The organism is Methylobacterium sp. NPDC097929 (genome assembly GCF_049543375.1).
In the GTDB taxonomy this organism is placed as follows: Bacteria; Pseudomonadota; Alphaproteobacteria; order Rhizobiales; family Beijerinckiaceae; genus Methylobacterium.
In genome coordinates this window covers 38269-59256 of record NZ_JBMVEP010000014.1, presented here as the reverse complement: position 1 = coordinate 59256, position 20988 = coordinate 38269, and the positions used below count along the sequence as shown (strand labels likewise).

20 protein-coding genes and 1 pseudogene are annotated in these 20988 nt (G+C 70.2%); 9 read left to right on the top strand and 12 right to left on the bottom strand.

The features are described 5' to 3' along the window. Nucleotides 1-147: 147 nt before the first annotated feature. The 3 genes from ACPCJR_RS22755 to otsB form a co-directional block, all read right to left on the bottom strand. Entirely contained in the window at nucleotides 148-1071 is a 924-nt protein-coding gene (locus ACPCJR_RS22755) for a DUF3108 domain-containing protein (protein WP_391515814.1), read from the bottom strand. A gap of 132 nt (nucleotides 1072-1203) precedes the next feature. Next, nucleotides 1204-2196: a glucokinase gene (locus tag ACPCJR_RS22750; RefSeq protein ID WP_391515813.1), complete on the bottom strand. Its 993-nt coding sequence runs from the start codon at nucleotides 2194-2196 to the stop codon at nucleotides 1204-1206. 74 nt (nucleotides 2197-2270) lie between these two features. After that, a complete protein-coding gene (gene otsB / locus ACPCJR_RS22745; RefSeq protein WP_391515811.1) occupies nucleotides 2271-3038 on the bottom strand; it encodes a trehalose-phosphatase in 768 nt (255 codons plus the stop codon). Nucleotides 3039-3124: 86 nt separating this feature from the next. Here otsB and ACPCJR_RS22740 point away from each other — a divergent pair, with 86 nt between their 5' ends. The 8 genes from ACPCJR_RS22740 (at nucleotide 3125) to ACPCJR_RS22705 (ending at nucleotide 13827) form a co-directional block, all read left to right on the top strand. Then, nucleotides 3125-3619: a DUF427 domain-containing protein gene (locus ACPCJR_RS22740; RefSeq protein WP_391515809.1), complete on the top strand. Its 495-nt coding sequence runs from the start codon at nucleotides 3125-3127 to the stop codon at nucleotides 3617-3619. A 72-nt stretch (nucleotides 3620-3691) separates the two neighbouring features. After that, entirely contained in the window at nucleotides 3692-4909 is a 1218-nt protein-coding gene (locus tag ACPCJR_RS22735) for a serine hydrolase domain-containing protein (protein WP_391515807.1), read from the top strand. Between the two features lie 211 nt (nucleotides 4910-5120). After that, the gene (locus ACPCJR_RS22730) at nucleotides 5121-7049 is read left to right on the top strand and encodes a BCCT family transporter (protein ID WP_391515805.1); all 1929 of its coding nucleotides are present in this window, start codon (nucleotides 5121-5123) and stop codon (nucleotides 7047-7049) included. Nucleotides 7050-7383: 334 nt separating this feature from the next. Continuing rightward, entirely contained in the window at nucleotides 7384-7857 is a 474-nt protein-coding gene (locus tag ACPCJR_RS22725; RefSeq protein WP_391515804.1) for a formate dehydrogenase subunit gamma, read from the top strand. Continuing rightward, a complete protein-coding gene (locus ACPCJR_RS22720) occupies nucleotides 7854-9413 on the top strand; it encodes a formate dehydrogenase beta subunit (protein WP_391515802.1) in 1560 nt (519 codons plus the stop codon). Before ACPCJR_RS22725 ends, ACPCJR_RS22720 begins: the two co-directional genes overlap by 4 nt. 12 nt (nucleotides 9414-9425) lie before the next feature. Beyond that, nucleotides 9426-12278 carry a formate dehydrogenase subunit alpha gene (fdhF, locus tag ACPCJR_RS22715; protein WP_391515800.1) on the top strand — a complete coding sequence of 951 codons (2853 nt, stop codon included), beginning with the start codon at nucleotides 9426-9428 and terminating at the stop codon, nucleotides 12276-12278. Between the two features lie 226 nt (nucleotides 12279-12504). Then, nucleotides 12505-12795 (top strand): formate dehydrogenase subunit delta, encoded by a 291-nt coding sequence (locus ACPCJR_RS22710; protein WP_096487213.1) that lies wholly within the window; start codon nucleotides 12505-12507, stop codon nucleotides 12793-12795. A 96-nt stretch (nucleotides 12796-12891) separates the two neighbouring features. Then, nucleotides 12892-13827, top strand: coding sequence for a LysR family transcriptional regulator (locus ACPCJR_RS22705; RefSeq protein ID WP_391515798.1), 936 nt, complete (start codon nucleotides 12892-12894; stop codon nucleotides 13825-13827). Nucleotides 13828-14147: 320 nt separating this feature from the next. Here the strand turns inward: ACPCJR_RS22705 and ACPCJR_RS22700 are convergent, their stop codons facing one another. The 9 genes and pseudogenes from ACPCJR_RS22700 to ACPCJR_RS22660 all read right to left on the bottom strand — a co-directional run bounded on the left by ACPCJR_RS22700 (nucleotide 14148) and on the right by ACPCJR_RS22660 (nucleotide 20395). After that, nucleotides 14148-14588, bottom strand: coding sequence for a hypothetical protein (locus ACPCJR_RS22700; protein WP_391515796.1), 441 nt, complete (start codon nucleotides 14586-14588; stop codon nucleotides 14148-14150). Nucleotides 14589-14673: 85 nt separating this feature from the next. After that, complete coding sequence (obgE, locus tag ACPCJR_RS22695) at nucleotides 14674-15708, bottom strand: GTPase ObgE (RefSeq protein WP_391515795.1); 1035 nt, start codon at nucleotides 15706-15708, stop codon at nucleotides 14674-14676. A 153-nt stretch (nucleotides 15709-15861) separates the two neighbouring features. Beyond that, the gene (locus ACPCJR_RS22690) at nucleotides 15862-16338 is read right to left on the bottom strand and encodes a hypothetical protein (RefSeq protein WP_391515793.1); all 477 of its coding nucleotides are present in this window, start codon (nucleotides 16336-16338) and stop codon (nucleotides 15862-15864) included. After that, the gene (locus tag ACPCJR_RS22685) at nucleotides 16335-16946 is read right to left on the bottom strand and encodes a GNAT family N-acetyltransferase (protein ID WP_391515792.1); all 612 of its coding nucleotides are present in this window, start codon (nucleotides 16944-16946) and stop codon (nucleotides 16335-16337) included. The genes ACPCJR_RS22690 and ACPCJR_RS22685 overlap by 4 nt, the downstream gene beginning before the upstream one ends. 187 nt (nucleotides 16947-17133) lie before the next feature. Beyond that, nucleotides 17134-17400 (bottom strand): 50S ribosomal protein L27, encoded by a 267-nt coding sequence (gene rpmA / locus ACPCJR_RS22680; protein ID WP_137831655.1) that lies wholly within the window; start codon nucleotides 17398-17400, stop codon nucleotides 17134-17136. A 132-nt stretch (nucleotides 17401-17532) separates the two neighbouring features. Then, nucleotides 17533-17841: pseudogene (gene rplU / locus ACPCJR_RS22675) on the bottom strand (50S ribosomal protein L21); the annotation flags it as partial. Between the two features lie 188 nt (nucleotides 17842-18029). Beyond that, complete coding sequence (locus ACPCJR_RS22670; protein WP_391515790.1) at nucleotides 18030-18317, bottom strand: helix-turn-helix domain-containing protein; 288 nt, start codon at nucleotides 18315-18317, stop codon at nucleotides 18030-18032. A 136-nt stretch (nucleotides 18318-18453) separates the two neighbouring features. Continuing rightward, on the bottom strand, nucleotides 18454-18789 hold the full coding sequence (locus tag ACPCJR_RS22665) for a hypothetical protein (RefSeq protein ID WP_391515788.1): 336 nt from the start codon (nucleotides 18787-18789) through the stop codon (nucleotides 18454-18456). Nucleotides 18790-18832: 43 nt separating this feature from the next. Next, the gene (locus ACPCJR_RS22660) at nucleotides 18833-20395 is read right to left on the bottom strand and encodes a helicase HerA-like domain-containing protein (protein WP_391515787.1); all 1563 of its coding nucleotides are present in this window, start codon (nucleotides 20393-20395) and stop codon (nucleotides 18833-18835) included. 147 nt (nucleotides 20396-20542) lie between these two features. On the opposite strand from ACPCJR_RS22660, the gene ACPCJR_RS22655 reads away from it, so the two are divergent. After that, a complete protein-coding gene (locus ACPCJR_RS22655) occupies nucleotides 20543-20929 on the top strand; it encodes a DUF2267 domain-containing protein (protein ID WP_110351003.1) in 387 nt (128 codons plus the stop codon). Nucleotides 20930-20988: the final 59 nt, after the last annotated feature.

Genomic DNA, 20988 nt, shown 5'->3' with positions numbered 1-20988 from the left:
ATCCTGAGGTGCCCGCGCCAGCGGGCCTCGAAGGATCCTCCAGATCCCGCACGATCTCTGGAGGATCCTTCGAGGCCGCCGCTTCGCGTCGGCACCTCAGGATGAGGGCGGGGGCGGGATGGACGAGCCGAATCCCGGTCCGGAAAACTACCGCCCCGAAAGGCTCGCCTCGGCAACCGTCGCGGTGGCACCCGGCTGCGCCTCGCCGCTCGTGGCGGTCGCGGTTCCGGTCCGGGTCCAGCGGGTCGCCTCGATGATGTTGGTGCCCAAAGTCGTGCGCACGGCGATCCGCATCGGCACCAGAACCCGCGTGCCCTCGACGGGCGCGAGCCAGACCGACATGTCGCGGTTGTCTTCCATGAACTTCACCCCGGGCCGGTCGGGCCGGTGGCCGGCGATGGCGACGTAGCGGGCGTTGCAGACCAGCACCGGACCGCTATAGCCGGGCTTCTCCACAGCCCGTGTCTCGCCGTAGCTCAGGACCACGTTGAAGCGGGTCGCGCCGTCGAAGACGGGAAGCGTGCGGTTGCAATTCTCCGGATCGGTGAGATCGGCCCGGGCGCGGGCCGGCATCATCAGGGCGCTGGCCGGATCGATCACGCCGCGCTTGGCCGCGGCCGTGACCGGCACTCGGTCGCCGGTGTCGAGGAGCGGCGGGGTGACCTCGGATTGGGTGACGTTGCCGCCCGCCAGCGCCATGCGCACGGCGATGCCGGAATTGCTGGTGCGGGTGGCGATGGCGAAGGCGCTCGGCACCGGGCTCGCGGCGAGGTTGCCCGAGGAGCGGGCCGAGCCCTGTCCGCCGGTCACCGCGCCGACGAGGCCGGTCAGCACCGCCGAGACGTCCATGCGGTAGCGCGCGCCCTCGAAGGCGCCCGTGAGCTGGGCGGTGCCGATCGGGATGCCGGCGAGATTGACGCTGTAATCGACCGCCACGCCCGCGGGCGCCGCCTTGACCCTGTGGGCCCGCGGCCCGGCCTGAGCGGCTGTCAGAGCCAGGAGGCCGGCCACGGTGCCGGCGGCGGTCCCGGCGAGGAGGGGGCGGGCGCGAAGAAGGGGCTTGGCGCGCATGGTCTGGACTCTGGGAGGCTCCACGCTCCCGCGCCGCTCGGGACGAGGCGGACGGGACGGGGAAGCTTAGCGCCTGCCATGGTTAACAGACCGTTCGGCCCGCGCCAGGGGGGCGTCGCCTCGGTCCCGCCCTCACGGCGTCCAAGTCTGCCCGTGATAGACGAAGCGCACGCCCTCGCTCGCCAGCGCCGCGAGGCCGCCGAAGGCCGGGTCCTTCACGGTGATGACGCTGGTGGGGATGTCGCGCATCTGCGCGGCGAAGGGGGCCTTGCGTTCGAAGGCCTCGCGGAAGGCGCCCTCCCGCAACACCGGCACGATGCGCGGGGCGATGCCGCCGCCGATATAGACGCCGCCGGTGGCCAGAAACGTCAGGGCCAGATCCCCGCAGACGCGGCCCAGCAGCTTGCCGAACAGGGTCAGCGCCGTCCGCGCGTGCGGGTCGGCGCCGGACAGCCCGTTGCCGGTGATCTCGGCCGGGTCGTGCAGCGCGCCGTCGTCGCCCGCTCCTCGCCGGATCGCCGCGTGCAGCCGCGCGAGCCCCGAGCCGGAGAGCAGCGTCTCCACCGTCACCCGGCCCTCCACGCGCTCCACGGCGGACCAGAACGCGGCCTCCTCCGCGTCGATGGGGCCGAGATCGGTGTGCCCGGCCTCGGTCGAGACGATGGCGAGGCGGTCCTCGTAGGGAATCAGGGCGGCGGCGCCGAAGCCGGTGCCGGGTCCGAGCACGAGGCGGGGGCCGCGTGCCTCGGCGATCTGCGGGCCGATCGGAGTCAGTTCGTCCGGGTCGATGTTGGCCGCGCCCGCCGCGACCGGGACGTAATCGTTGACGAGGGCGACCCGGGCGAGACCGAAATCCCGCCCGATCGCGGCGGCGTCCACCAGCCAGTCCGCGTTGGTGAGCTGGACGGCCGGCGCATCGACCCGCCCCGCGATCGCCAGGATCGCCGAGCGGGGGGCCGGCGCGCCGCTCTCCTCCAGGGAGGCGCGGATCGCCGCGCTCGGATCGGGATAGCCGCCGGTCGATTCGCGGGCGAGGAGGCGGGCCTGCTCGCCCTTCGCCTCGATCAGGCCGAAGCGGGCGTTCGTCCCGCCGATATCGCCGACCAGCACCGGGAATTCGAACATCCGCCTCGCCCTTCGTCGTCCTTTGCCGCGACCTTAACAGAGGGTGCGACGGCCGTACGGCAAGCGCCGCCCGTTCACGCGGCAGGGATCGTATCGGGGTCGATCGGCGCGCCCTCGGCCCAGGCGGCGATGAGGGCGCGCACGGCGGCCGGGTCGGCGAGGCGGCGCCCGGCGACCGTCTCGCCGTCGCCGATGCGCACGCTGACGCCGCCATCCTCGTTGACCGAGGCGAAGGCGATCTCGTCGGTGCGGTCGTCGCCCAGGAAGATCGCCCGCCGGCCGGCATAGGGCGCGGCGTCGTGGAAGGCGCGGATCGCGTGGCCCTTGGTGGCGTCGGCGGGCACGATCTCGCCCACCGCCTTGCCGAGCTGGAGCCGGTAGGCGGCGCCGAGATCGCGGGCGACCGCCTTGACGATGTCCTCCGCCGCCTGCGCATCGCCGGGGGCGGCGAGCCGCCAGTGCACGGCGACCGAGGCGCCCTTGTCCTCGATCAGCACCGCCTCGTAGCGGGCCGTCTCCGCGTGCAGCCGCTCGACGCCCGCGCGAAGAGCCGGATGATCCTCCGGCCGTCCGCCGCTCAAGGTCCCGTCCACCCGGCGCTCGACCCCGTGCAGGCCGGCGACGTCGAAGCGGGCGGGCTTCAGGAAGTCGTCGATGACGGAGACGGGCCGGCCGGTCACGATCGCCAGCGCCCCGCCGAGCCGCTCGCGCAGGCGCTCCAGGGCGGGCACCAGGGCGGGATCGACCTGCACCGCATCGGGGCGCGGGGCGATCTCGACCAGGGTTCCGTCGAAATCGAGGAACAGCGCGTAATCGGCGGTCTGGCGTGCCTCTTGGCTCACGGCATCGTCCTTCTCTCGGGCTTCCCCTGCGCTAGCATGAGGGGCGGTTGCGACAAACCCGTGATGTGACACCAACGGAGGAGCCCGTGCGGCCCATCCCCGTCCGCCCCGATCCGGGCCAGGAAAGCGTCTGGGACTATCCCCGCCCGCCTCGGCTGGAGCCGGTGCCGGAGCGGCTGACGGTCGTCCTCGGCGGCCGGACCATCGCTGCGACCACGGCCGGCTTCCGCGTGCTGGAGACGAGCCACCCGCCGACCTACTACTTCCCGCCCCAGGATGTCGCCGAGGGCGTGCTCGGGCTCCCGCGCCGGGCCGGACTCTGCGAGTGGAAAGGCAGCGCCGTCCTGTTCGACGTGACGGGCGGCGGGACGCGGGCGCCGGGGGCGGCCTGGGCCTATCCCGACCCGACGCCGGGCTTCCGGCCCATCGCCGGCTACGTCGCCTTCTATGCCGGGCCGATGGATTCCTGCCTCGTCGGCGACGTGCGGGCCGAGCCGCAGCCCGGCGGCTTCTACGGCGGCTGGATCACGCCGGGGCTCGTCGGCCCGTTCAAGGGCGCACCCGGCACGATGGGCTGGTGACGGTTTTCGGGCTGGCGCCACGCCGTCCGGGGCCGCTACACGGGCCTCGGACACGAACGCGAGGAGCCGCGCATGCAGGTTGAGACCGATCCCCGAGACGTCGGCCTCTGCCCCGACCGCCTGGAGCGGATCGATGCCTGGATGCGGGCTTACGTGGAATCCGGGCGGCTCGCCGGCCTCTCGGTCAGCGTGCTGCGGGGGGACAAGACCGCCTTCTTCCGCGCCCACGGCCATGCCGACCTCGCGCGGGAGAGGCCGTTCGCCGCCGACACCCTCACCCGCATCTACTCGATGACGAAGCCGCTGACCTCGCTCGCGGTGATGATGCTCTACGAGGAGGGGCGCTTCCAGCTCGACGACCCGGTGGCGCGCTTCCTGCCCGAGTTCGGGCAGATGCGCGTGGCCACCGGCGGCAACCGGGCGCGGCTCGAGACCGAGCCGGCCCGCCGGCTCATCACGATCCACGACCTGCTCACCCACACGAGCGGCCTCACCTACGGCTTCATGGAGGCGACCCTCGTCGATGCCCTCTACCGGCAGAACGAGATCGACTTCCAGACCTCGACCCTGCCGCTCGGCGAGCTCGTGGCGCGACTCGCGCAGCAGCCGCTGCTGGCCCAGCCGGGCGCCGAGTGGAACTACTCGGTCGCCACCGACGTGCTCGGCCATCTCGTGGCCGTCGTCTCCGGCCTCGACTTCGCGGATTTCATGCGCGAGCGCATCCTGCGTCCGCTCGGCCTGCACGACACCGACTTCTTCGTGGCCCCGGACAAGCGCGAGCGCTTCGCCGCCAACTACGCACTCGACCGGACGGGAAGCCTGCGCCTCTACGACGACAGCGTCGGCAGCCGCTTCCTCGAACCCCCGCCGCTGGCCTCGGGCGGCGGCGGCCTCGTCTCGACGGCGGGCGACTACCTGCGCTTCTGCCGGTTGATCCTGAACCTCGGCGAACTCGACGGCGTGCGGTTGCTCGGCCGCAAGAGCGTCGCGCTGATGCTGATGAACCACCTGCCCGGCGACCTCGCGTCGATGGGCCAGCCGCGCTTCGCCGAATCCTCCTATGCCGGGATCGGCTTCGGCCTCGGCTTTTCGGTGATGCTGGACCCGGCCCGCGCCCAGATCCTCGGCACGCCGGGCGAGGTGTCCTGGGGCGGGGTGGCGAGCACCTCGTTCTGGATCGACCCGGACGAGGACATGGCGGTGGTGCTCCTCGCCCAGCTCGTGCCGTCCTCCGCGCTGCCCCTGCGCCGCGAGCTGCGGGTGCTCACCTACGCCGCGCTCGACGCCTGAGCCGGCGACGGTCCCGCAGCGGGCCCGGGAACCGAAGCGCGGCTTTTAACATAAGTGAGGGGTGCCTGACCGGCCCCGAGGCGGCTCTCCGCTTCGGCGCCGAAGCACGCCTGTATCCGCCGCAACCGGATCGTTCGAACACGGGAAGGAAAGCCGGGCCGGCATGAACGATCTCACCAAACCTGAAGGCCGGGGCCGAAGACGCCCGAGGATGCAGGTCAACCCATTCGTCTTCTTCACCTCGGCCGGGCTGACGCTCGCCTTTGCCGGCCTCGCCGCCCTGTTTCCGGTGCAGGCCAAGTCGATCTTCGACGCCGTGCAGGCGGAGATCGTGCGCGAGTTCGGCTGGTTCTACATCGCCTCCGTCGCAGGCTTTCTCGGCTTCGCGATCTTCCTGATGCTGAGCCGCTACGGCGACGTGCGGCTCGGGCCGGACGACAGCGAGCCCGACTACAGCTACCTGTCGTGGTTCGCCATGCTGTTCAGCGCCGGCATGGGCATCGGCCTGATCTTCTTCGGCGTGGCCGAACCGCTCCAGCACTACGCCACGCCCCCCATCGGCGAGGGCAAGACCATCGAGGCCGCGCAGCGCGCGATGGTGCTGACCTTCTTCCACTGGGGCGTGCATGCCTGGGCGATCTACATCGTCGTCGGGCTGGCGCTCGCCTACTTCGCCTTCCGCCGCGGGCTGCCGCTCACGGTCCGCTCGGCCCTGCACCCGCTGATCGGCGACCGGATCAACGGTCCGATCGGGCACGCGATCGACGTCTTCGCGGTGCTCGGCACGATCTTCGGCGTCGCCACCTCGCTGGGCCTCGGCGTGCTTCAGGTCAATGCCGGCTTCAGCCACCTGTTCGGGGTTCCCAACAACACGCTCGTCCAGATCATTCTCATCGCCGCCATCACCGGCTGCGCCACGCTCTCCGTGGCCTCGGGGCTCGACAAGGGCGTGAAGGTCCTGTCCGAACTCAACATCGTCCTGGCCGTGCTGCTCCTCGCCTTCGTGCTGGTCACCGGCTCGACCGTGTTCCTGCTCCAGGCCTTCGTGCAGAACCTGGGTGCCTATCTCGGCGCGGTGGTCGAGCGGACGCTCCAGACCTACGCCTATCGGCCCAACGAATGGCTCGGCACTTGGACCCTGTTCTACTGGGGCTGGTGGATCGCGTGGTCGCCCTTCGTCGGCATGTTCATCGCCCGCATCTCCCGCGGACGCACCATCCGCGAGTTCGTGACCGGCGTGCTGCTGGTGCCGGTGCTGTTCACCTTCTTCTGGATGACGGTGTTCGGCAACACGGCCATCGAGATGGACCGGGCCGGCACCGTGGCGCTCTCGGCCATCGTGAAGGACGATATGCCCGTCGCCCTGTTCGCCATGCTCGGGCAACTGCCCTTCGGCACGATCGCCTCGGGGCTGGCGACGCTGCTCGTGATCTTCTTCTTCGTCACCTCGGCGGATTCGGGCGCGCTGGTGATCGACATGATCACCTCGGGGGCGGCCGAGGACCCGCCGGTCTGGCAGCGGGTGTTCTGGGCCGTGGCCGGGGGCGCCATCGCCGCCGTGCTGCTGACGGCGGGCGGGCTGGAGGCGCTTCAGACCGCCGCCATCGTCAGCGCCCTGCCCTTCGCCCTGATCATGATCTTCATCTGCTACGGCCTGCTGCGGGCGCTGCAATCGGAGGGGCGCAGCGGCGGTCTCGACCTGTCCCGCAACGCCGGATCGCCGGGCGGCCTGTCCTGGCAGCAGAGGCTGGCGGCGATCACCCATTCCTACGGCAAGGAAGACCTGCGGGCCTTCCTCGACGGGACCGCCGCGCCCGCGCTCGAAGCGGTGGCGGCGCAGATGCGCGAGAGCGGCCTGTCGCCCGAGATCAGGCGCTCGGCCGAGCGCGTCGACCTCATCGTGCCCTACGGCGACCGCGGCGCCTTCCGCTACGGCATCCGCGTGCGCGGCCTGCGGAATCCGAGCTTCGCCTGGGCCGAGAACCCATCAACATCGTCGGACGAGCGCCATTACCGCGCCCTCGTGCAGACCTCGGAGGGCGACCGCGCGCACGATGTCACCGGCTACAGCCGCGACCGGGTGATCGACGATCTCCTGAAGCGCTACGCACAGTTCCGGGCGGTGCGGGGCGCCGCGTAAGGCGCGCCGTCCGGCGGGGTTCGCCCCCGGATCGTCTCGCAACGAGCGGTGGATTCATTTGCCGAGCCGTCCCGTGCCCGGCGGCGCGCAAGCCCTTGTTCGCGCATCTCCAGCCGGCCCCGCGCCATCCCGCAGGAGTGGTATCCCGTTGAGGCGAAAGAAAATTTGGAACGGCATCAAAAATATTTTTGGGCGCCATTCGAGCGGTTGATGCAGTGCAAACAGCCCGTTTTGATCGAGAATTTTTGTCAAACCACGAGACAGCTTGATTGAACTTTAGTGCCATCCCTGTTTGGATCGAGCCTTAGAACAAAACCAAGTTGGGCAGGAAAACATGGCTGGTTCCGAGCCTTGGAACGCCTCACGCGCCGCGGGGATCGTGGCCGAGCTGCAATCCCTGGAGGGCGCGACTCTCCCTATATTGCATGCTCTGCAGGAGACGTTCGGCTACGTCGATGCACAGGCGGTGCCGATGATCGCCGACGCGCTGAACCTCTCGCGCGCCGAGGTGCATGGCTGCCTGACCTTCTACCACGACTTCCGGCGCGAGCCGCCGGCTGGGCATCACCACGTGAAGCTGTGCCGGGCTGAGGCCTGTCAGGCGATGGGCTCCGACCGGCTGCACGGCGAGATCCTCTCGCGGATGGGCTGCGACTGGCACGGAACCAGCGCCGACGGCGTCACCGTCGAGCCGGTCTACTGCCTTGGCCTCTGCGCCAATGCCCCCGCCGCCCTGATCGATGACGAGCCGCTGGCCCGTCTGACGGCCGAATCCCTCGACGCCGCCCTCAAGGAGGCCCGCGCGTGAGCATCACCCTCTACGTCCCGCAGGACGCGGTCGCCCTGGGTCTCGGCGCCAACCGCGTCGCCCGCGCGATCTTCGCCGGCGCCGAGCGCCGTGGCCTCGACGTGCGCATCGTTCGCACCGGCACCCGCGGCATGCTCTGGCTCGAGCCGATGGTCGAGGTTGCCACGCCGGAGGGCCGCATCGCCTACGGCCCGGTGACCCCGGCCGATGTCGAGGGCCTGCTCGATGCCGGTCTCGTCGAGGGCGGCGAGCACGCGCTGCGCCTCGGCAAGCCGGAAGAGATCCCGTTCCTGGCGCGTCAGCACCGGCTGACCTTCCACCGCTGCGGCGTGGTCGATCCGGTCTCGGTCGAGGATTACCGGGCCCATGGCGGCTATCGCGGCCTGGAAGCCGCGCTGAAGCTCGATGCCGAGGGCGTCGTGGCGCAGGTGCGCGATTCGGGTCTGCGCGGGCGCGGCGGCGCCGGCTTCCCGGCGGGCATCAAGTGGAACACGGTGATGCTGGCCAAGGCGGACCAGAAATACGTGGTCTGCAACGCCGACGAGGGCGATTCCGGCACCTTCGCCGACCGGATCATGATGGAGGGCGACCCCTTCAACCTGATCGAGGGCATGACCATCGCCGCCGTCGCGACCGGCGCGACCCGGGGCTACATCTATTGCCGCTCCGAGTACCCGCAGGCGTTCAAAACCCTGCGGGACGCGATCGCCAACGGCGTGCGGGCCGGCGTGCTCGGCGACAACGTCATGGGCTCGGGCAAGGCCTTCCACCTCGAAGTCCGCCTGGGTGCCGGCGCCTATATCTGCGGCGAGGAGACTTCGCTTCTGGAGAGCCTGGAGGGCAAGCGCGGCATCGTCCGGGCCAAGCCCCCGATCCCGGCGCTCAAGGGCTTCCTCGGCAAGCCGACGCTGGTCAACAACGTCATGACCTTCACGGCCGTGCCCTACATCCTGGAGCACGGCGCCAAGTCCTACGCCGAGTACGGCATGGGCCGCTCGCTCGGCACCCTGCCGATCCAGCTCGCCGGCAACGTCGCCCAGGGCGGCCTGATCGAGTACGCCTTCGGCATCACCATCCGTCAGGTGATCGAGGAGTTCGGCGGCGGCACGGCCTCGGGCCGTCCGGTGCGCGCGGTGCAGGTCGGCGGCCCGCTCGGGGCCTACTTCCCCGACGACCTGCTCGACACGCCGCTCGATTACGAGGCGATGGCGGCCAAGAAGGGTCTCGTCGGCCATGGTGGCATCGTGGTGTTCGACGACACGGTCGACATGGCCAAGCAAGCCCGCTTCGCCTTCGAGTTCTGCGCCACCGAATCCTGCGGCAAGTGCACCCCCTGCCGCGTCGGCGCCACCCGCGGCGTCGAGACCATGGACAAGGTCATCTCCGGCATCCGCCCTGAGGCCAATCTCAAGCTCGTCGCGGATCTCTGCGAGGTCATGACCGACGGTTCGCTCTGCGCCATGGGCGGCCTGACGCCCATGCCCGTGATGAGCGCCATCACCAACTTCCCCGAGGATTTTCGGCGCGCGGGCGATCTGCCCGTCGCGGCCGAGTGAGGAGGCGCTCGCATGACCCTCATCAAGGAAATCGACTACGGCACGCCGATCCGGCTCAACGAGCAGACGGTGACGCTGACCATCGACGGAGAGAGCGTGACGGTGCCCGCGGGCACCTCGGTCATGGCCGCCGCGATGCAGATGGGCACCAAGATCCCGAAGCTCTGCGCCACGGATTCGCTCGAGCCGTTCGGCTCCTGCCGCATGTGCCTCGTGGAGATCGAGGGCCGCCGCGGCACGCCCGCCTCCTGCACCACCCCGGCCGAGAACGGCATGGTCGTGCATACCCAGAACGACAAGCTGCATCGCCTGCGCAAGGGCGTGATGGAGCTCTACATCTCCGACCACCCGCTCGACTGCCTGACCTGCGCCGCCAACGGCGATTGCGAGCTGCAGGATACGGCAGGTCAGGTCGGCCTGCGCGACGTGCGTTACGGCTATGACGGCGACAACCACGTCAAGCCGACCTCTGAGCGCTACCTGCCCAAGGACGAGTCGAACCCCTACTTCACCTACGACCCGTCGAAGTGCATCGTCTGCAACCGCTGCGTCCGCGCCTGCGAGGAGACGCAGGGCACCTTCGCGCTCACCATCGAGGGCCGCGGCTTCGACAGCCGCGTGGCGGCGGGCCCGACCAACTTCATGCAGTCCGAATGCGTGTCCTGCGGCGCCTGCGTTCAGGCCTGCCCGACCGCGACGCTGCAGGAGAAGACGATCCACGAATTCGGCCAGCCCGACCATGCGGCGGTGACGACCTGCGCCTATTGCGGCGTCGGCTGCGCCTTCAAGGCCGAGATGCAGGGCGACAAGGTCGTGCGCATGGTGCCCTACAAGGGCGGCAAGGCCAACGAGGGCCATTCCTGCGTCAAGGGCCGCTTCGCCTACGGCTACGCCACCCACAAGGACCGCATCACCAAGCCGATGATCCGCGAGAAGATCACGGATCCGTGGCGCGAGGTCTCCTGGGAGGAGGCGATCAATCACGCCGCCAGCGAATTCAAGCGCATCCAGGCCCAATACGGCCGGGATTCCGTCGGCGGCATCACGTCCTCGCGCTGCACCAACGAGGAGGCCTACCTCGTCCAGAAGCTGGTGCGCGCCGCCTTCGGCAACAACAACGTCGATACCTGCGCCCGCGTCTGCCACTCGCCGACCGGCTACGGCCTGATGTCCACGCTCGGCACCTCCGCCGGCACGCAGGACTTCAAGTCGGTCGAGGAATCCGACGTAATCCTCGTCATCGGCGCCAACCCGACCGACGGTCACCCCGTCTTCGGCTCGCGGATGAAGAAGCGCCTGCGCGAGGGCGCCCGCCTCATCGTCGCCGACCCGCGCAAGATCGACCTCGTGAAGTCGCCCCACATCCGGGCCGACCATCACCTGCCCTTGAAGCCCGGCTCCAACGTCGCCTTCATCAACGCGTTCGCCCACGTCATCGTCACGGAAGGGCTGATCGCCGAGGATTACGTCCGCGAGCGCTGCGATCTGGCCGAGTTCGAGTCCTGGGCCCGGTTCATCGCCGAGGAGCGCAACTCGCCGGAAGCCGCGCAGGCGATCACCGGCGTCGATCCGGGGGAGATCCGTGCCGCCGCCCGGCTCTACGCCACGGGAGGCAAAGCCGCGATCTACTACGGGCTGGGCGTGACCGAGCACAGCCAGGGCTCGACCATGGTGATGGGCATGGCCAACATCGCCATGGCCACCGGCAACATCGGCATGGTGGGTGCGGGCGTGAACCCGCTGCGCGGCCAGAACAACGTGCAGGGCTCCTGCGACATGGGCTCGTTCCCGCACGAGCTGCCGGGCTACCGCCACGTCTCGGACGACGCCACCCGCGAGAGCTTCGAGGCGATCTGGGGGGCCAAGCTCGACAACGCGCCGGGCCTGCGCATCACCAACATGCTGGACGAGGCCGTCGGCGGCACCTTCAAGGGCATGTACATCCAGGGCGAGGACATCGCGCAGTCCGACCCCGACACCCATCACGTCACCTCCGGCCTCCGGGCCATGGAGTGCATCGTGATCCAGGACCTGTTCCTGAACGAGACCGCCAAGTACGCCCACGTCTTCCTTCCCGGGGCCTCGTTCCTGGAGAAGGACGGCACCTTCACCAACGCCGAGCGCCGCATCTCCCGCGTGCGCAAGGTGATGTCCCCAATGGGCGGCTACGGCGACTGGGAGGGCACAATGCTGCTCGCCAACGCGCTGGGCTACAAGATGGAGTACACCCACCCGTCCGAGATCATGGACGAGATCGCGGCCCTCACCCCGAGCTTCGCCGGCGTCTCCTACGACAAGCTGGAGGAGCTGGGTTCGATCCAGTGGCCCTGCAACGAGAAGGCGCCGCTCGGCACGCCGATGATGCACGTCGACCGGTTCGTGCGCGGCAAGGGCCGCTTCATGATCACGGAATACGTGCCCACCGACGAGCGGACCACGGGCAAGTTCCCGCTGATCCTCACCACGGGCCGCATCCTCTCGCAGTACAATGTCGGCGCGCAGACGCGGCGCACCGAGAACTCCCGCTGGCACGAGGAGGACGTGCTGGAGATCCACCCCTTCGATGCGGAGATGCGCGGCATCGTCGACGGCGACCTCGTCGCGCTGGAGAGCCGCTCGGGCGACATCGCGCTCAAGGCCAAGGTCACGGAGCGGATGCAGCCGGGGATCGTCTACACGACCTTCCACCACGCCAAGACCGGCGCCAACGTCATCACCACGGACTACTCGGACTGGGCCACCAACTGCCCCGAGTACAAGGTGACGGCGGTGCAGGTGCGGCGCACGAACCGGCCCTCCGACTGGCAGGCGAAGTTCTACGAGGAGGACTTCTCGCTGACCCGCATCGCGGAAGCCGCGGAGTAGTTTTCGGAGAGTTCGGGAGCGGGCCGTCGGCTCGCTCCCGTATGGGTTGTTTGGTTCTGATGCCTCCGCCGTCATTGCGAGGCGAAGCCGAAGCAATCCAGGGCGCAGTTCGATCCGGAAAGGTCGCGCTGCTGGATTGCTTCGCTTCCGCTCGCAATGACGGCGGAAGCCGGACCGAACCATCGGGTCGGTCTCTGATCCGGAACATGGAAATCCCGAGCAGGCAATGAGCGCAACGACCACCAACGACCGACTGGTGCGCATGGCCAACCAGATCGCCCTGTTCTTCCGCTCCTATCCGGAAGACGAGGCGGTGGCGGGCATCCACAACCACATCGTGGCGTTCTGGACGCCGAAGATGCGCCGCGACCTCGAAGGCTACGCCGACGAGGCCGGCGAGCGGCTCGACGCCCTGGTGCACAAGGCGCTCGAAGGCGAGCCGACGACGGACAGCCCCGTGCGCCCGGCCACGCGCAACCCGCAGCTCGCGGGCGAGGGCGCCAGCGACGCGGGCTGAACCCCCGTCGTCCGGCCGGCGGCTTGAGCCGCCTCCCGCAATCGGCCTACCACGGCGGCAGCCCGCCCTCCCCGCGGGCGTCGGGACGGCGCTCACGTGATCGACAAGCTCGAATTCCTTCTGGCGCTCGCCCGCGAGCAGCATTTCGGGCGGGCGGCGGAGGCCTGCGGCGTCACCCAGCAGACCCTGTCGGCGGGCGTGAAGAGCCTGGAGGACCGCTTCGGCGTACGCCTCGTCCAGCGCGGCTCGCGCTTCCAGGGCTTCACGCCCGAGGGCGACCGGGTGCTGGCCTGGGGCCGGCGCATCGTCGGCGATGCCCGCGCCATGCAGGACGACGTGGCGGCCCTGCGCCGCGGCCTGACGGGCCACCTGCGCATCGCCGCGGTGCCGACCGCGCTGCCGATGGTGGCCGCGCTGACCACGCCCTACCGGGCGCGCTATCCGAACGTGCGCTTCAGCGTCCTCTCCACCACGTCGGAGGAGATCTTCTCGCTGATCGACAACCTCGAGGCGGATGCGGGGCTGACCTACCTCGACAACGAGCCCCTCGGCCGCGTCATCGCCGTCCCGCTCTACACCGAGCACTACCAGCTCCTGACCGCCGCCGGCGGTCCCTACGACGACCGGGCCAGCGTCACCTGGGCGGAGCTGGCGACGATTCCGCTCTGCCTGCTGACGCCGAACATGCAGAACCGGCGCATCATCGACCAGCAACTCCGCGCCGCCGGCGGCGAGCCGGCCCCGACGCTGGAATCCAATTCCATGGTCGTGCTGATGACCCATGTGCGCACGCTGCAATGGGCGAGCGTGATGCCGGCGATCCTCGCCGACGCGCTGGGACCGACCGAGGGCCTGCGGGCCATCCCGATCGTCGAACCGGATCTGCGCCACGCCATCGGCCTCGTCGCCCCGCGCCGCGATCCGGCGACGCCGATGGTGACGGCGCTGGTCAGCGTCGCCCGCACCGTGGCCCGAACCCTCGACGCGGACGATCCGGTGCCGGCCGGCCTGCACGGCGCGGGGAACGGATAGGACCGAAGTCGGCCGCTCGCATCGCGCCCGGCAGAGCCGCTTGCGTCCGAGCGAGGCGAAGCCGAAGCAATCCAGGGCCGCGCTCCATCCAGAGATGTCGCGCCGCCGGATCGCTTCGCCGACGCGCGCGATGGCGGCCGAGCGGACGGATCATATCGTCTCCGGTTGATCGCCTCGGCCTTTGCCCCGCTCCGTCATCGCGAGGCGGAGCCGAAGCAACCCAGAGCGCGACCTGTCCGGAGAGTGCAGAGCCCTGGATTGCTTTCGCTGAGCCTCGCAGGGACGACGGAAGAGACCGAAGCGATCAGCCGGAAACCGGATCAGGCGCCGGGGCGCTGAAGAACGGCGCATTGGGTGAGCGGGCCCTGCTCCCGGCGCATGAAGGCGCAGGTGACGCGGGCGCCGCCCACGTCGATGGTGCTGTGGCGCTTGGCCTGTGCGCCCTCGCGGGCCTGCCGGGCGGCCTCGCTCAGGCGGTCCGGAGCGATCCCCGTGACGGCGTGGCCGGCCTGCCCGAATAGCGTGTCGTACTCCGTCGGCACGGTCTCGCCCCGGTACTGCGCGCCGACCGAGGATTGCTCGCCTGCGCAGGAGAGCGTCAGCGCCGTCTGCGGGCCCGCATCGAACCGGGCGAAATCGGCGCTGCGCTCGGCGACCTCCGCCTTGGTCGCGGCCCGCACCCGCGCGATCAGGTCGGTGCAGGATTCCTCCGCCGACGCGGGGGCGGCGGCGAGGACGAGGAGGAGGAGGGCGCTGCGCATGGCCCGATGTTAGGACAAGGCGGCAAGGCCCGTCGCCGGGAGCGGGCTGAGGCGTAGCGCCGCTCCGCTCACGGGTGCCGAGATCTTACGGGTGCCAGGGCTCGGCCGGTGCGTCCGCCTCTTCCGTGGCGTCCTGTCCGTCGAGCTGCGCCTGGATCGCGCGCAGCGCCTCCTGCACCCCCTGCCCCGAGGCCGCCGAGACCACGAGCGGCTTAGCTCCCGCGGCCCGCTTCAGCCGGGCGACCTGCTGCTTGAGCGTCTCCGCGTCGAGCGCGTCCGCCTTGGAGAGCGCCACGATCTCCGGCTTGTCGGCGAGGCCGCCGCCATAGGCTTCGAGTTCGCGCCGTACGAGCTTGTAGGCCTTGCCCGCGTGCTCGGTGGTGCCCTCCACGAGGTGGAGCAGCACCCGGCAGCGCTCGACATGGGCGAGGAACCGGTCGCCCAGGCCCACGCCCTCGTGCGCGCCCTCGATCAGGCCGGGAATGTCGGCGAGAACGAACTCGCGGGCATCCGAGCGCACCACGCCGAGGCCCGGATGGAGCGTGGTGAAGGGGTAGTCCGCGATCTTCGGCTTGGCGGCGGTGACGGTCGCCAGGAAGGTCGACTTGCCGGCGTTCGGCAGGCCGACGAGGCCGGCATCGGCGATGAGCTTGAGGCGCAGCACCACCCACATCTCCTGGCCCTCCAGGCCGGGATTGGCGTGGCGCGGGGCGCGGTTGGTGGAGGTGGTGAAGTAGGCGTTGCCGAAGCCGCCATTGCCACCCTTGGCCAGCCGCACCCGCTGGCCGACCTCGGTCATGTCGGCGATCAGCGTCTCGCCGTCCTCGGCGAAGACCTGCGTGCCGGCGGGCACCTGGAGCACCGCGTCGTCGCCCTTGGCGCCGTGGCAGTTCGAGCCCATGCCGTGCTCGCCCTTCTTCGCCTTGAAGTGCTGCCGGTAGCGGTAGTCGATCAGGGTGTTGAGCCCCTGCACGCACTCGATCCAGACATCGCCGCCCCGCCCGCCGTCACCGCCGTTCGGGCCGCCGAACTCGATGAACTTCTCCCGCCGGAACGAGACGCAGCCGGGACCGCCGTCGCCGGAGCGGACGTAGACCTTGGCTTCGTCGAGGAATTTCACGGTGCTTCTCTCAGATAGGGGACGCGGATGGTGCCGGGTATCGAGGGGCGATGATCCCGATCATCGCCCCTCGCCCGCGCGGACTGCGCGGCGGCGGCCATCCGCCGGACGCAAGGCCGCTCGACCTCGGGTCGAGCGGCCTGCACGGTTGTTTCAACTCTCGGTGCGACGGCACTGGCCGTCGAGATTGAGGTACTGGACGCTGCGCAGGCCGGCCTCGAACCACCCGCCGGCATCCGGCTGCCGCCCGTTGGCGCCGCCGTCGCCGTAGAGGTTGATCTGGATCGCGCCGTCCGGCGAGCGCAGGGTCGGCGCCTCGCCGCCGCGGTCGTAGTTCCAGGCCGGCCGCTGCTCGAACAGGGTCTGGGTTCCGTCCGCCTCCCGCTGGAAGAGCTGGCCGTAGCTGCCGCCGCCCTCCCGCGGGCCGGCGAAGTAGAACCCGACCCGCGGCGTGCGGCCCGCGAAACTGTAGAACTCGCAGTAGAGGCGGCTTTCTCCCGGCGGTCGCGGCGCGGGCGCCGCGGAGCGGATCGGCGGCACGGCCTCGTCGCGGGTGATCGCGACGATCAGCGACACGAGCGCGACCGCCGTGAGGGCGGCGCCGAGGCCGGCGAGCGTCCGTGTCCTCATCTCAGGCCCCTCGCCGCCACGGATTCCGCCGCCTCCGCGCGCCGGGCGAGCCACGTGTCCCGGTCGAGGCAGAAGCTGTGGCTCGGCACCGCGCCGCCCCGCGCCGCGAAGACCGGCGCCGCTTCCCCCGTGCAACGGAAGCCGCACGCCTCCAGGACGCGCCGCGAGGCCGGGTTTGCGACCATCGCCGCCGAGGCCAACGCCTGCCCGCCCGCATAGGCGAAGTAGGCGTCGATGAGGGCGTCCGCCGCCTCCCGCATCAAACCCTCGCCCCAGAACGGCCGTCCGAGCCAGTAGCCCAGATGCGGCTCGGGCGCCTCGGGCCGATCCTCGATCGAGACGATTCCGATCAGGCTGCCGGGGCTCGCCCGGCGGGTGATCGCCATGACCAGCCCCTCCCCGGAGGCGTTGGCGGCACGCGCCCGGATCACGAAGCCTTCGGCCTCGTGCGGGGGAAGCGGCGTCGGGATCCGCGCCGTCATCCCGGCGACCGCCGGATCGCCGGCGAGCCGGAGCACGGCCTCGGCGTCGCGGGCCGTGGGCCAGCGCAGCCAGAGCCGTCGCGTCTCGATGCGGAAGACGTCGTCGCGAGTGAGATCGGGGAACATCGTGAACCGGTCATGTGAGGGCGCTTTGCGGCGCCGTCCGGGACGACGAAGGGGGAGGATGGTGCCCCATCCTCCCCCGTGATCCGATCCGCCGGGCTTTCCTCGGGAAGCCTTCAGCGATCGTCCGCCGGTTCGGTGTAGGACACCGGCGGGACGCTCGCTTCGTCGTCAGCGACAACGTCCGCCGTTATTCCGCGGCCTGGGCCAGCGGCACCACGGCTACGAACGCGCGGCCGCGCCGGGTCTCGAACTGCACCTTGCCCTCGACGAGCGCGAACAGGGTGTGATCCTTGCCCATGCCGACATTGGTGCCGGGATGCCACTTCGTGCCGCGCTGGCGCACGATGATGTTGCCCGGAATGACGGCCTCGGAGCCGAACTTCTTCACGCCGAGGCGCTGGCCGGCGGAGTCGCGGCCGTTGCGGGACGAGCCGCCTGCTTTTTTGTGTGCCATGGGATTGCTCCGGAATTCTGCTGGATCTGCGTTCGGACGGGCGGCCGATTACTCGGCGGCGGCCGGGGCGGACTCGGCGGCCGGCTCGGCCTTCCGGGTCTTGCGCGGCTCGGCCTTCGAGGTCTTGCCGCCGGCGCTGATCTCGGTGATGCGCACGACCGTGAAGTCCTGGCGGTGACCGCGGCGGCGGCGCGAGTTCTGGCGGCGGCGCTTCTTGAAGGCGATGACCTTGCGGGTGCGGCCGTGCTGGACGATCTCGCCGGTGACGCCGATGCCGGACAGGAGCGGGGTGCCGACCTGGGTGGCATCGCCGTCGGTGAACAGCAGCACGTCGCCGAAGGTGACGGCGGCGCCGGCCTCGCCCTCGATCGTGGCCACGGTGATGACGTCGTTGGCGGCGACGCGATACTGCTTGCCGCCGGTCTTGATGACTGCGAACATCGTTGTCTCTCGTGTTCTCTGCCGGCCTCCGGCGCCGCGAGGGGCCTGGGCCGTCTTCTTGTTCAGGTCATCCGCGCGGGTCGGGCCGGATCGGTGGGACTTGGCCATGAGCGCACGAACGCGAAACGCGCGGACTTCGTCGAGGAAGCCGCGCGGTGCCGGTCGGATAGTTGCTGAGGGGCGGTGTGTCAATCCGCGCGGTCGCGCGCTCGGCGGGCCGCGGATGGCCGGGCCTCGGTCAGGACGGCATCGACAAGGGCCGGATCGCGGTCGATCACCGCCAGCAGGACGCGCGTCGCCGGGTCCGGCACATGCCGCCCCTGATCCCAGTTTTGAACCGTGTCGAGTTCGAACCCGAAGCGGACGGCGAAATCAGCCTGGGACAGGTTGAGGCGGCTGCGGATCGCCTTGGTGTCCACGTCGGGAATCGTCAGCGGCCGCGCCTCGACACCGAGGGAGCGGAAGCGGGCGGCCAACGCTTCGGGCGCCTCGCTCCAGAGGCGAACGGCGATGGCTTCCCCATCCGCAATCCGGTTCAGCACGGCATGCGACCGCTTCAGGGACAGGCCGTGCGTCCCCAGCAGGCGCACCAGATCGACGGGCCGTGCGATCTCAGCCGTCCGCGTCAGGAGAAGCCGGATGGGGGAACCGGAAGGGGCGCTGTCGGCGGCCGCGGGTGCGCCCCGTCGTGCGAGTGCCTCCTTCAACGACAAGCCCTTGGACATCGGTTTCCACCATCATCTTCCGGGCGATCGCGTTGAGCCCGTGCCGGCCGAGAGCACCTGGTGCTAGACCTTGGATGTGTGCGTTCTCGATCACGAGAATCCCGGCCCGGATGCTGACGGCTCCAATGAGTTCGAAGGTCTCTGCCGGCGTCGACACCGCCACGAGCATGACATCGCCATCGACCGACGAGATCTCGATCGCGATCTCGTCGGAGGACCACATATACGCTCTGAGCGTATGGATGAGAAGGGCGGCCGGTCGCGCGCTACCGTTTCGTCAGCCCGCCCAGCACGTTGCGAAGAATCGCGTCGCCCACCTCGGTGCCGACCTTGCGCGCCATGGATCGGGCGGCGTTGCCGAGAACCTGCTCAGCCAGACTCGGCGGCGGGCGCCGGGTGCGGCCGGTTCCCTTGCCGGCCCCTTTGCCCTTCTGGGCCGGCTCCTCGCCGCCGCCGAACAGGCCGCCGAGCAGCCCGCCCAGCATGCCCGACAGCCCGCCCTCGCTCTGGCCCGCAGCTTCCGCCGGGGCGGAATCCAGGTGCTTGCGTTTGGCCAGCATCTCGTAGGCGCTCTCGTTGTCGACCGCCTCGTCGTATTTTCCGCGCAAGGGGCTCTGCCGGACGATCTCGGCGCGCTCGGCCGGCGTCAGCGGTCCGACGCGGCCCTGCGGCGGGGCGATCAAGGCCCGCTCGACCATGGAGGGCGTGCCCTTGGCCTCGAGGAAACTCACCAGCGCCTCGCCGACCGCGAGTTCGGTGATGGCCTTGCCGACATCGAAGCCCGGGTTCTGGCGGAAGGTCTCGGCGGCGGCGCGCACCGCCCGCTGGTCGCGGGGCGTGAAGGCGCGCAGCGCGTGCTGCACCCGGTTGCCGAGCTGGCCGAGCACGGTCTCGGGCACGTCGAGCGGGTTCTGCGTCACGAAGTAGACGCCGACGCCCTTCGAGCGGATCAGCCGCACCACCTGCTCCACCGCGTCGAGGAGCGCCTTCGGCGCGTCGTTGAACAGCAGGTGCGCCTCGTCGAAGAAGAAGACGAGCTTGGGCTTGTCGAGGTCGCCCACTTCGGGAAGCTGCTCGAACAGCTCGGAGAGCATCCAGAGCAGGAACGAGGCGTAGAGGCGCGGCCGCTGCATCAGCCGGTCGGCGGCGAGGATGTTGACGAAGCCCCGCCCCTCGCGGTCCGTGCGCATGAAGTCGGTCAGCTCCAGCGCCGGCTCGCCCAGGAATTGGTCCGCGCCCTGGTTCTCCAGCACCAGAAGCGAGCGCTGGATCGCCCCGATCGAGGCGCCCGAGACGTTGCCGTAGCTGGCCGAGAGTTCCTTGGCGTTCTCGGACAGGAAGGTGAGGAGCGCGCGCAGGTCCTTCAGGTCGATGAGCGGCCACTGGTTCTCGTCGGCGACGCGGAAGGCGATGTTGAGCACGCCCTCCTGCGTGTCGTTGAGGTCGAGCAGGCGGGCCAGAAGCAGCGGGCCCATCTCGGTCACGGTGCAGCGGATCGGGTGGCCCTGCTCGCCGAACACGTCCCAGAACAGGGTGGGGAAGCGGTCGGGCTCGTAAGCGATCCCGAGTTCCTCGGCGCGCTTGACGAAGTGCGGCTTGGCCTCGCCCGCGGCGGCCAGGCCGGACAGGTCGCCCTTGATGTCGGCGGCGAAGACCGGCACGCCCGCGTTCGAGAACCCCTCCGCCAGCACCTGCAGCGTCACGGTCTTGCCGGTGCCGGTGGCGCCCGCCACGAGGCCGTGGCGGTTGGCCAGCCGCAGGCTCAGCACCTCGGGCTTGGGGTGCGGCCCCGTGCTCCGCCCCACCAGGATGGTCCCCTCGCCCGCCATCTCGCCGCCCTCGCTCGAACCGTGACCGTTTCGCGCGTCAGGGTATGGCGCCCGGACCGCCCGATCCAGGGGCTTGGCTCACGGGCGACCCTTGATTTCGCCGCCGCCGCATCGGACAGACGAGATCTGCTGAGGAGGAAACGTTTTATGGAAGAGCTGATTGCCCGCGTCACCAACCGCACGGGGATCGACGCGGCGACCGCCAAGACCGCGATCGGCCACATCCTGGCCTTCCTGCAGAAGGAGGGGCCGGCGACCGAGGTGAGCCAGCTGATGGCCGCGCTGCCGGGCTCCGAGACCGCGATCGCCGAGTCGAACGCCGCGGAGGGCGGCGGCGGCCTGATGGGCATGCTGGGAGGCATGATGGGCGGCGGCGTGATGGCGCTCGGCCAGAAGCTGATCTCGGCGGGCGTGCCGATGAACCAGATGCAGCCGCTCGGCCAGGAGCTGTTCGCCTACGGCCGCGAGAAGGCGGGCGAGGATACGATGGGGCCGATCGTCGCCTCGATCCCGGGCCTGAACCAGTTCGTCTGAGCCGGGAGCACCGTTCGCCAAGTCTCTCGGATCCTTAGCCGATTTCGTTCGTCGGCTAC

Bases quoted from the DNA above. Each gene is read 5' to 3' on its own strand.
- ACPCJR_RS22755 (WP_391515814.1), bottom strand. From the start codon at position 1,071: ATGCGCGCCAAGCCCCTTCTTCGCGCCCGCCCCCTCCTCGCCGGGACC.
- ACPCJR_RS22750 (WP_391515813.1), bottom strand. From the start codon at position 2,196: ATGTTCGAATTCCCGGTGCTGGTCGGCGATATCGGCGGGACGAACGCC.
- ACPCJR_RS22735 (WP_391515807.1), top strand. From the start codon at position 3,692: ATGCAGGTTGAGACCGATCCCCGAGACGTCGGCCTCTGCCCCGACCGC.
- ACPCJR_RS22730 (WP_391515805.1), top strand. From the start codon at position 5,121: ATGCAGGTCAACCCATTCGTCTTCTTCACCTCGGCCGGGCTGACGCTC.
- ACPCJR_RS22725 (WP_391515804.1), top strand. From the start codon at position 7,384: ATGGCTGGTTCCGAGCCTTGGAACGCCTCACGCGCCGCGGGGATCGTG.
- fdhF (WP_391515800.1), top strand. From the start codon at position 9,426: ATGACCCTCATCAAGGAAATCGACTACGGCACGCCGATCCGGCTCAAC.
- ACPCJR_RS22710 (WP_096487213.1), top strand. From the start codon at position 12,505: ATGAGCGCAACGACCACCAACGACCGACTGGTGCGCATGGCCAACCAG.
- ACPCJR_RS22700 (WP_391515796.1), bottom strand. From the start codon at position 14,588: ATGCGCAGCGCCCTCCTCCTCCTCGTCCTCGCCGCCGCCCCCGCGTCG.
- ACPCJR_RS22690 (WP_391515793.1), bottom strand. From the start codon at position 16,338: ATGAGGACACGGACGCTCGCCGGCCTCGGCGCCGCCCTCACGGCGGTC.
- ACPCJR_RS22685 (WP_391515792.1), bottom strand. From the start codon at position 16,946: ATGTTCCCCGATCTCACTCGCGACGACGTCTTCCGCATCGAGACGCGA.
- rpmA (WP_137831655.1), bottom strand. From the start codon at position 17,400: ATGGCACACAAAAAAGCAGGCGGCTCGTCCCGCAACGGCCGCGACTCC.
- ACPCJR_RS22665 (WP_391515788.1), bottom strand. From the start codon at position 18,789: ATGTGGTCCTCCGACGAGATCGCGATCGAGATCTCGTCGGTCGATGGC.
- ACPCJR_RS22660 (WP_391515787.1), bottom strand. From the start codon at position 20,395: ATGGCGGGCGAGGGGACCATCCTGGTGGGGCGGAGCACGGGGCCGCAC.
- ACPCJR_RS22655 (WP_110351003.1), top strand. From the start codon at position 20,543: ATGGAAGAGCTGATTGCCCGCGTCACCAACCGCACGGGGATCGACGCG.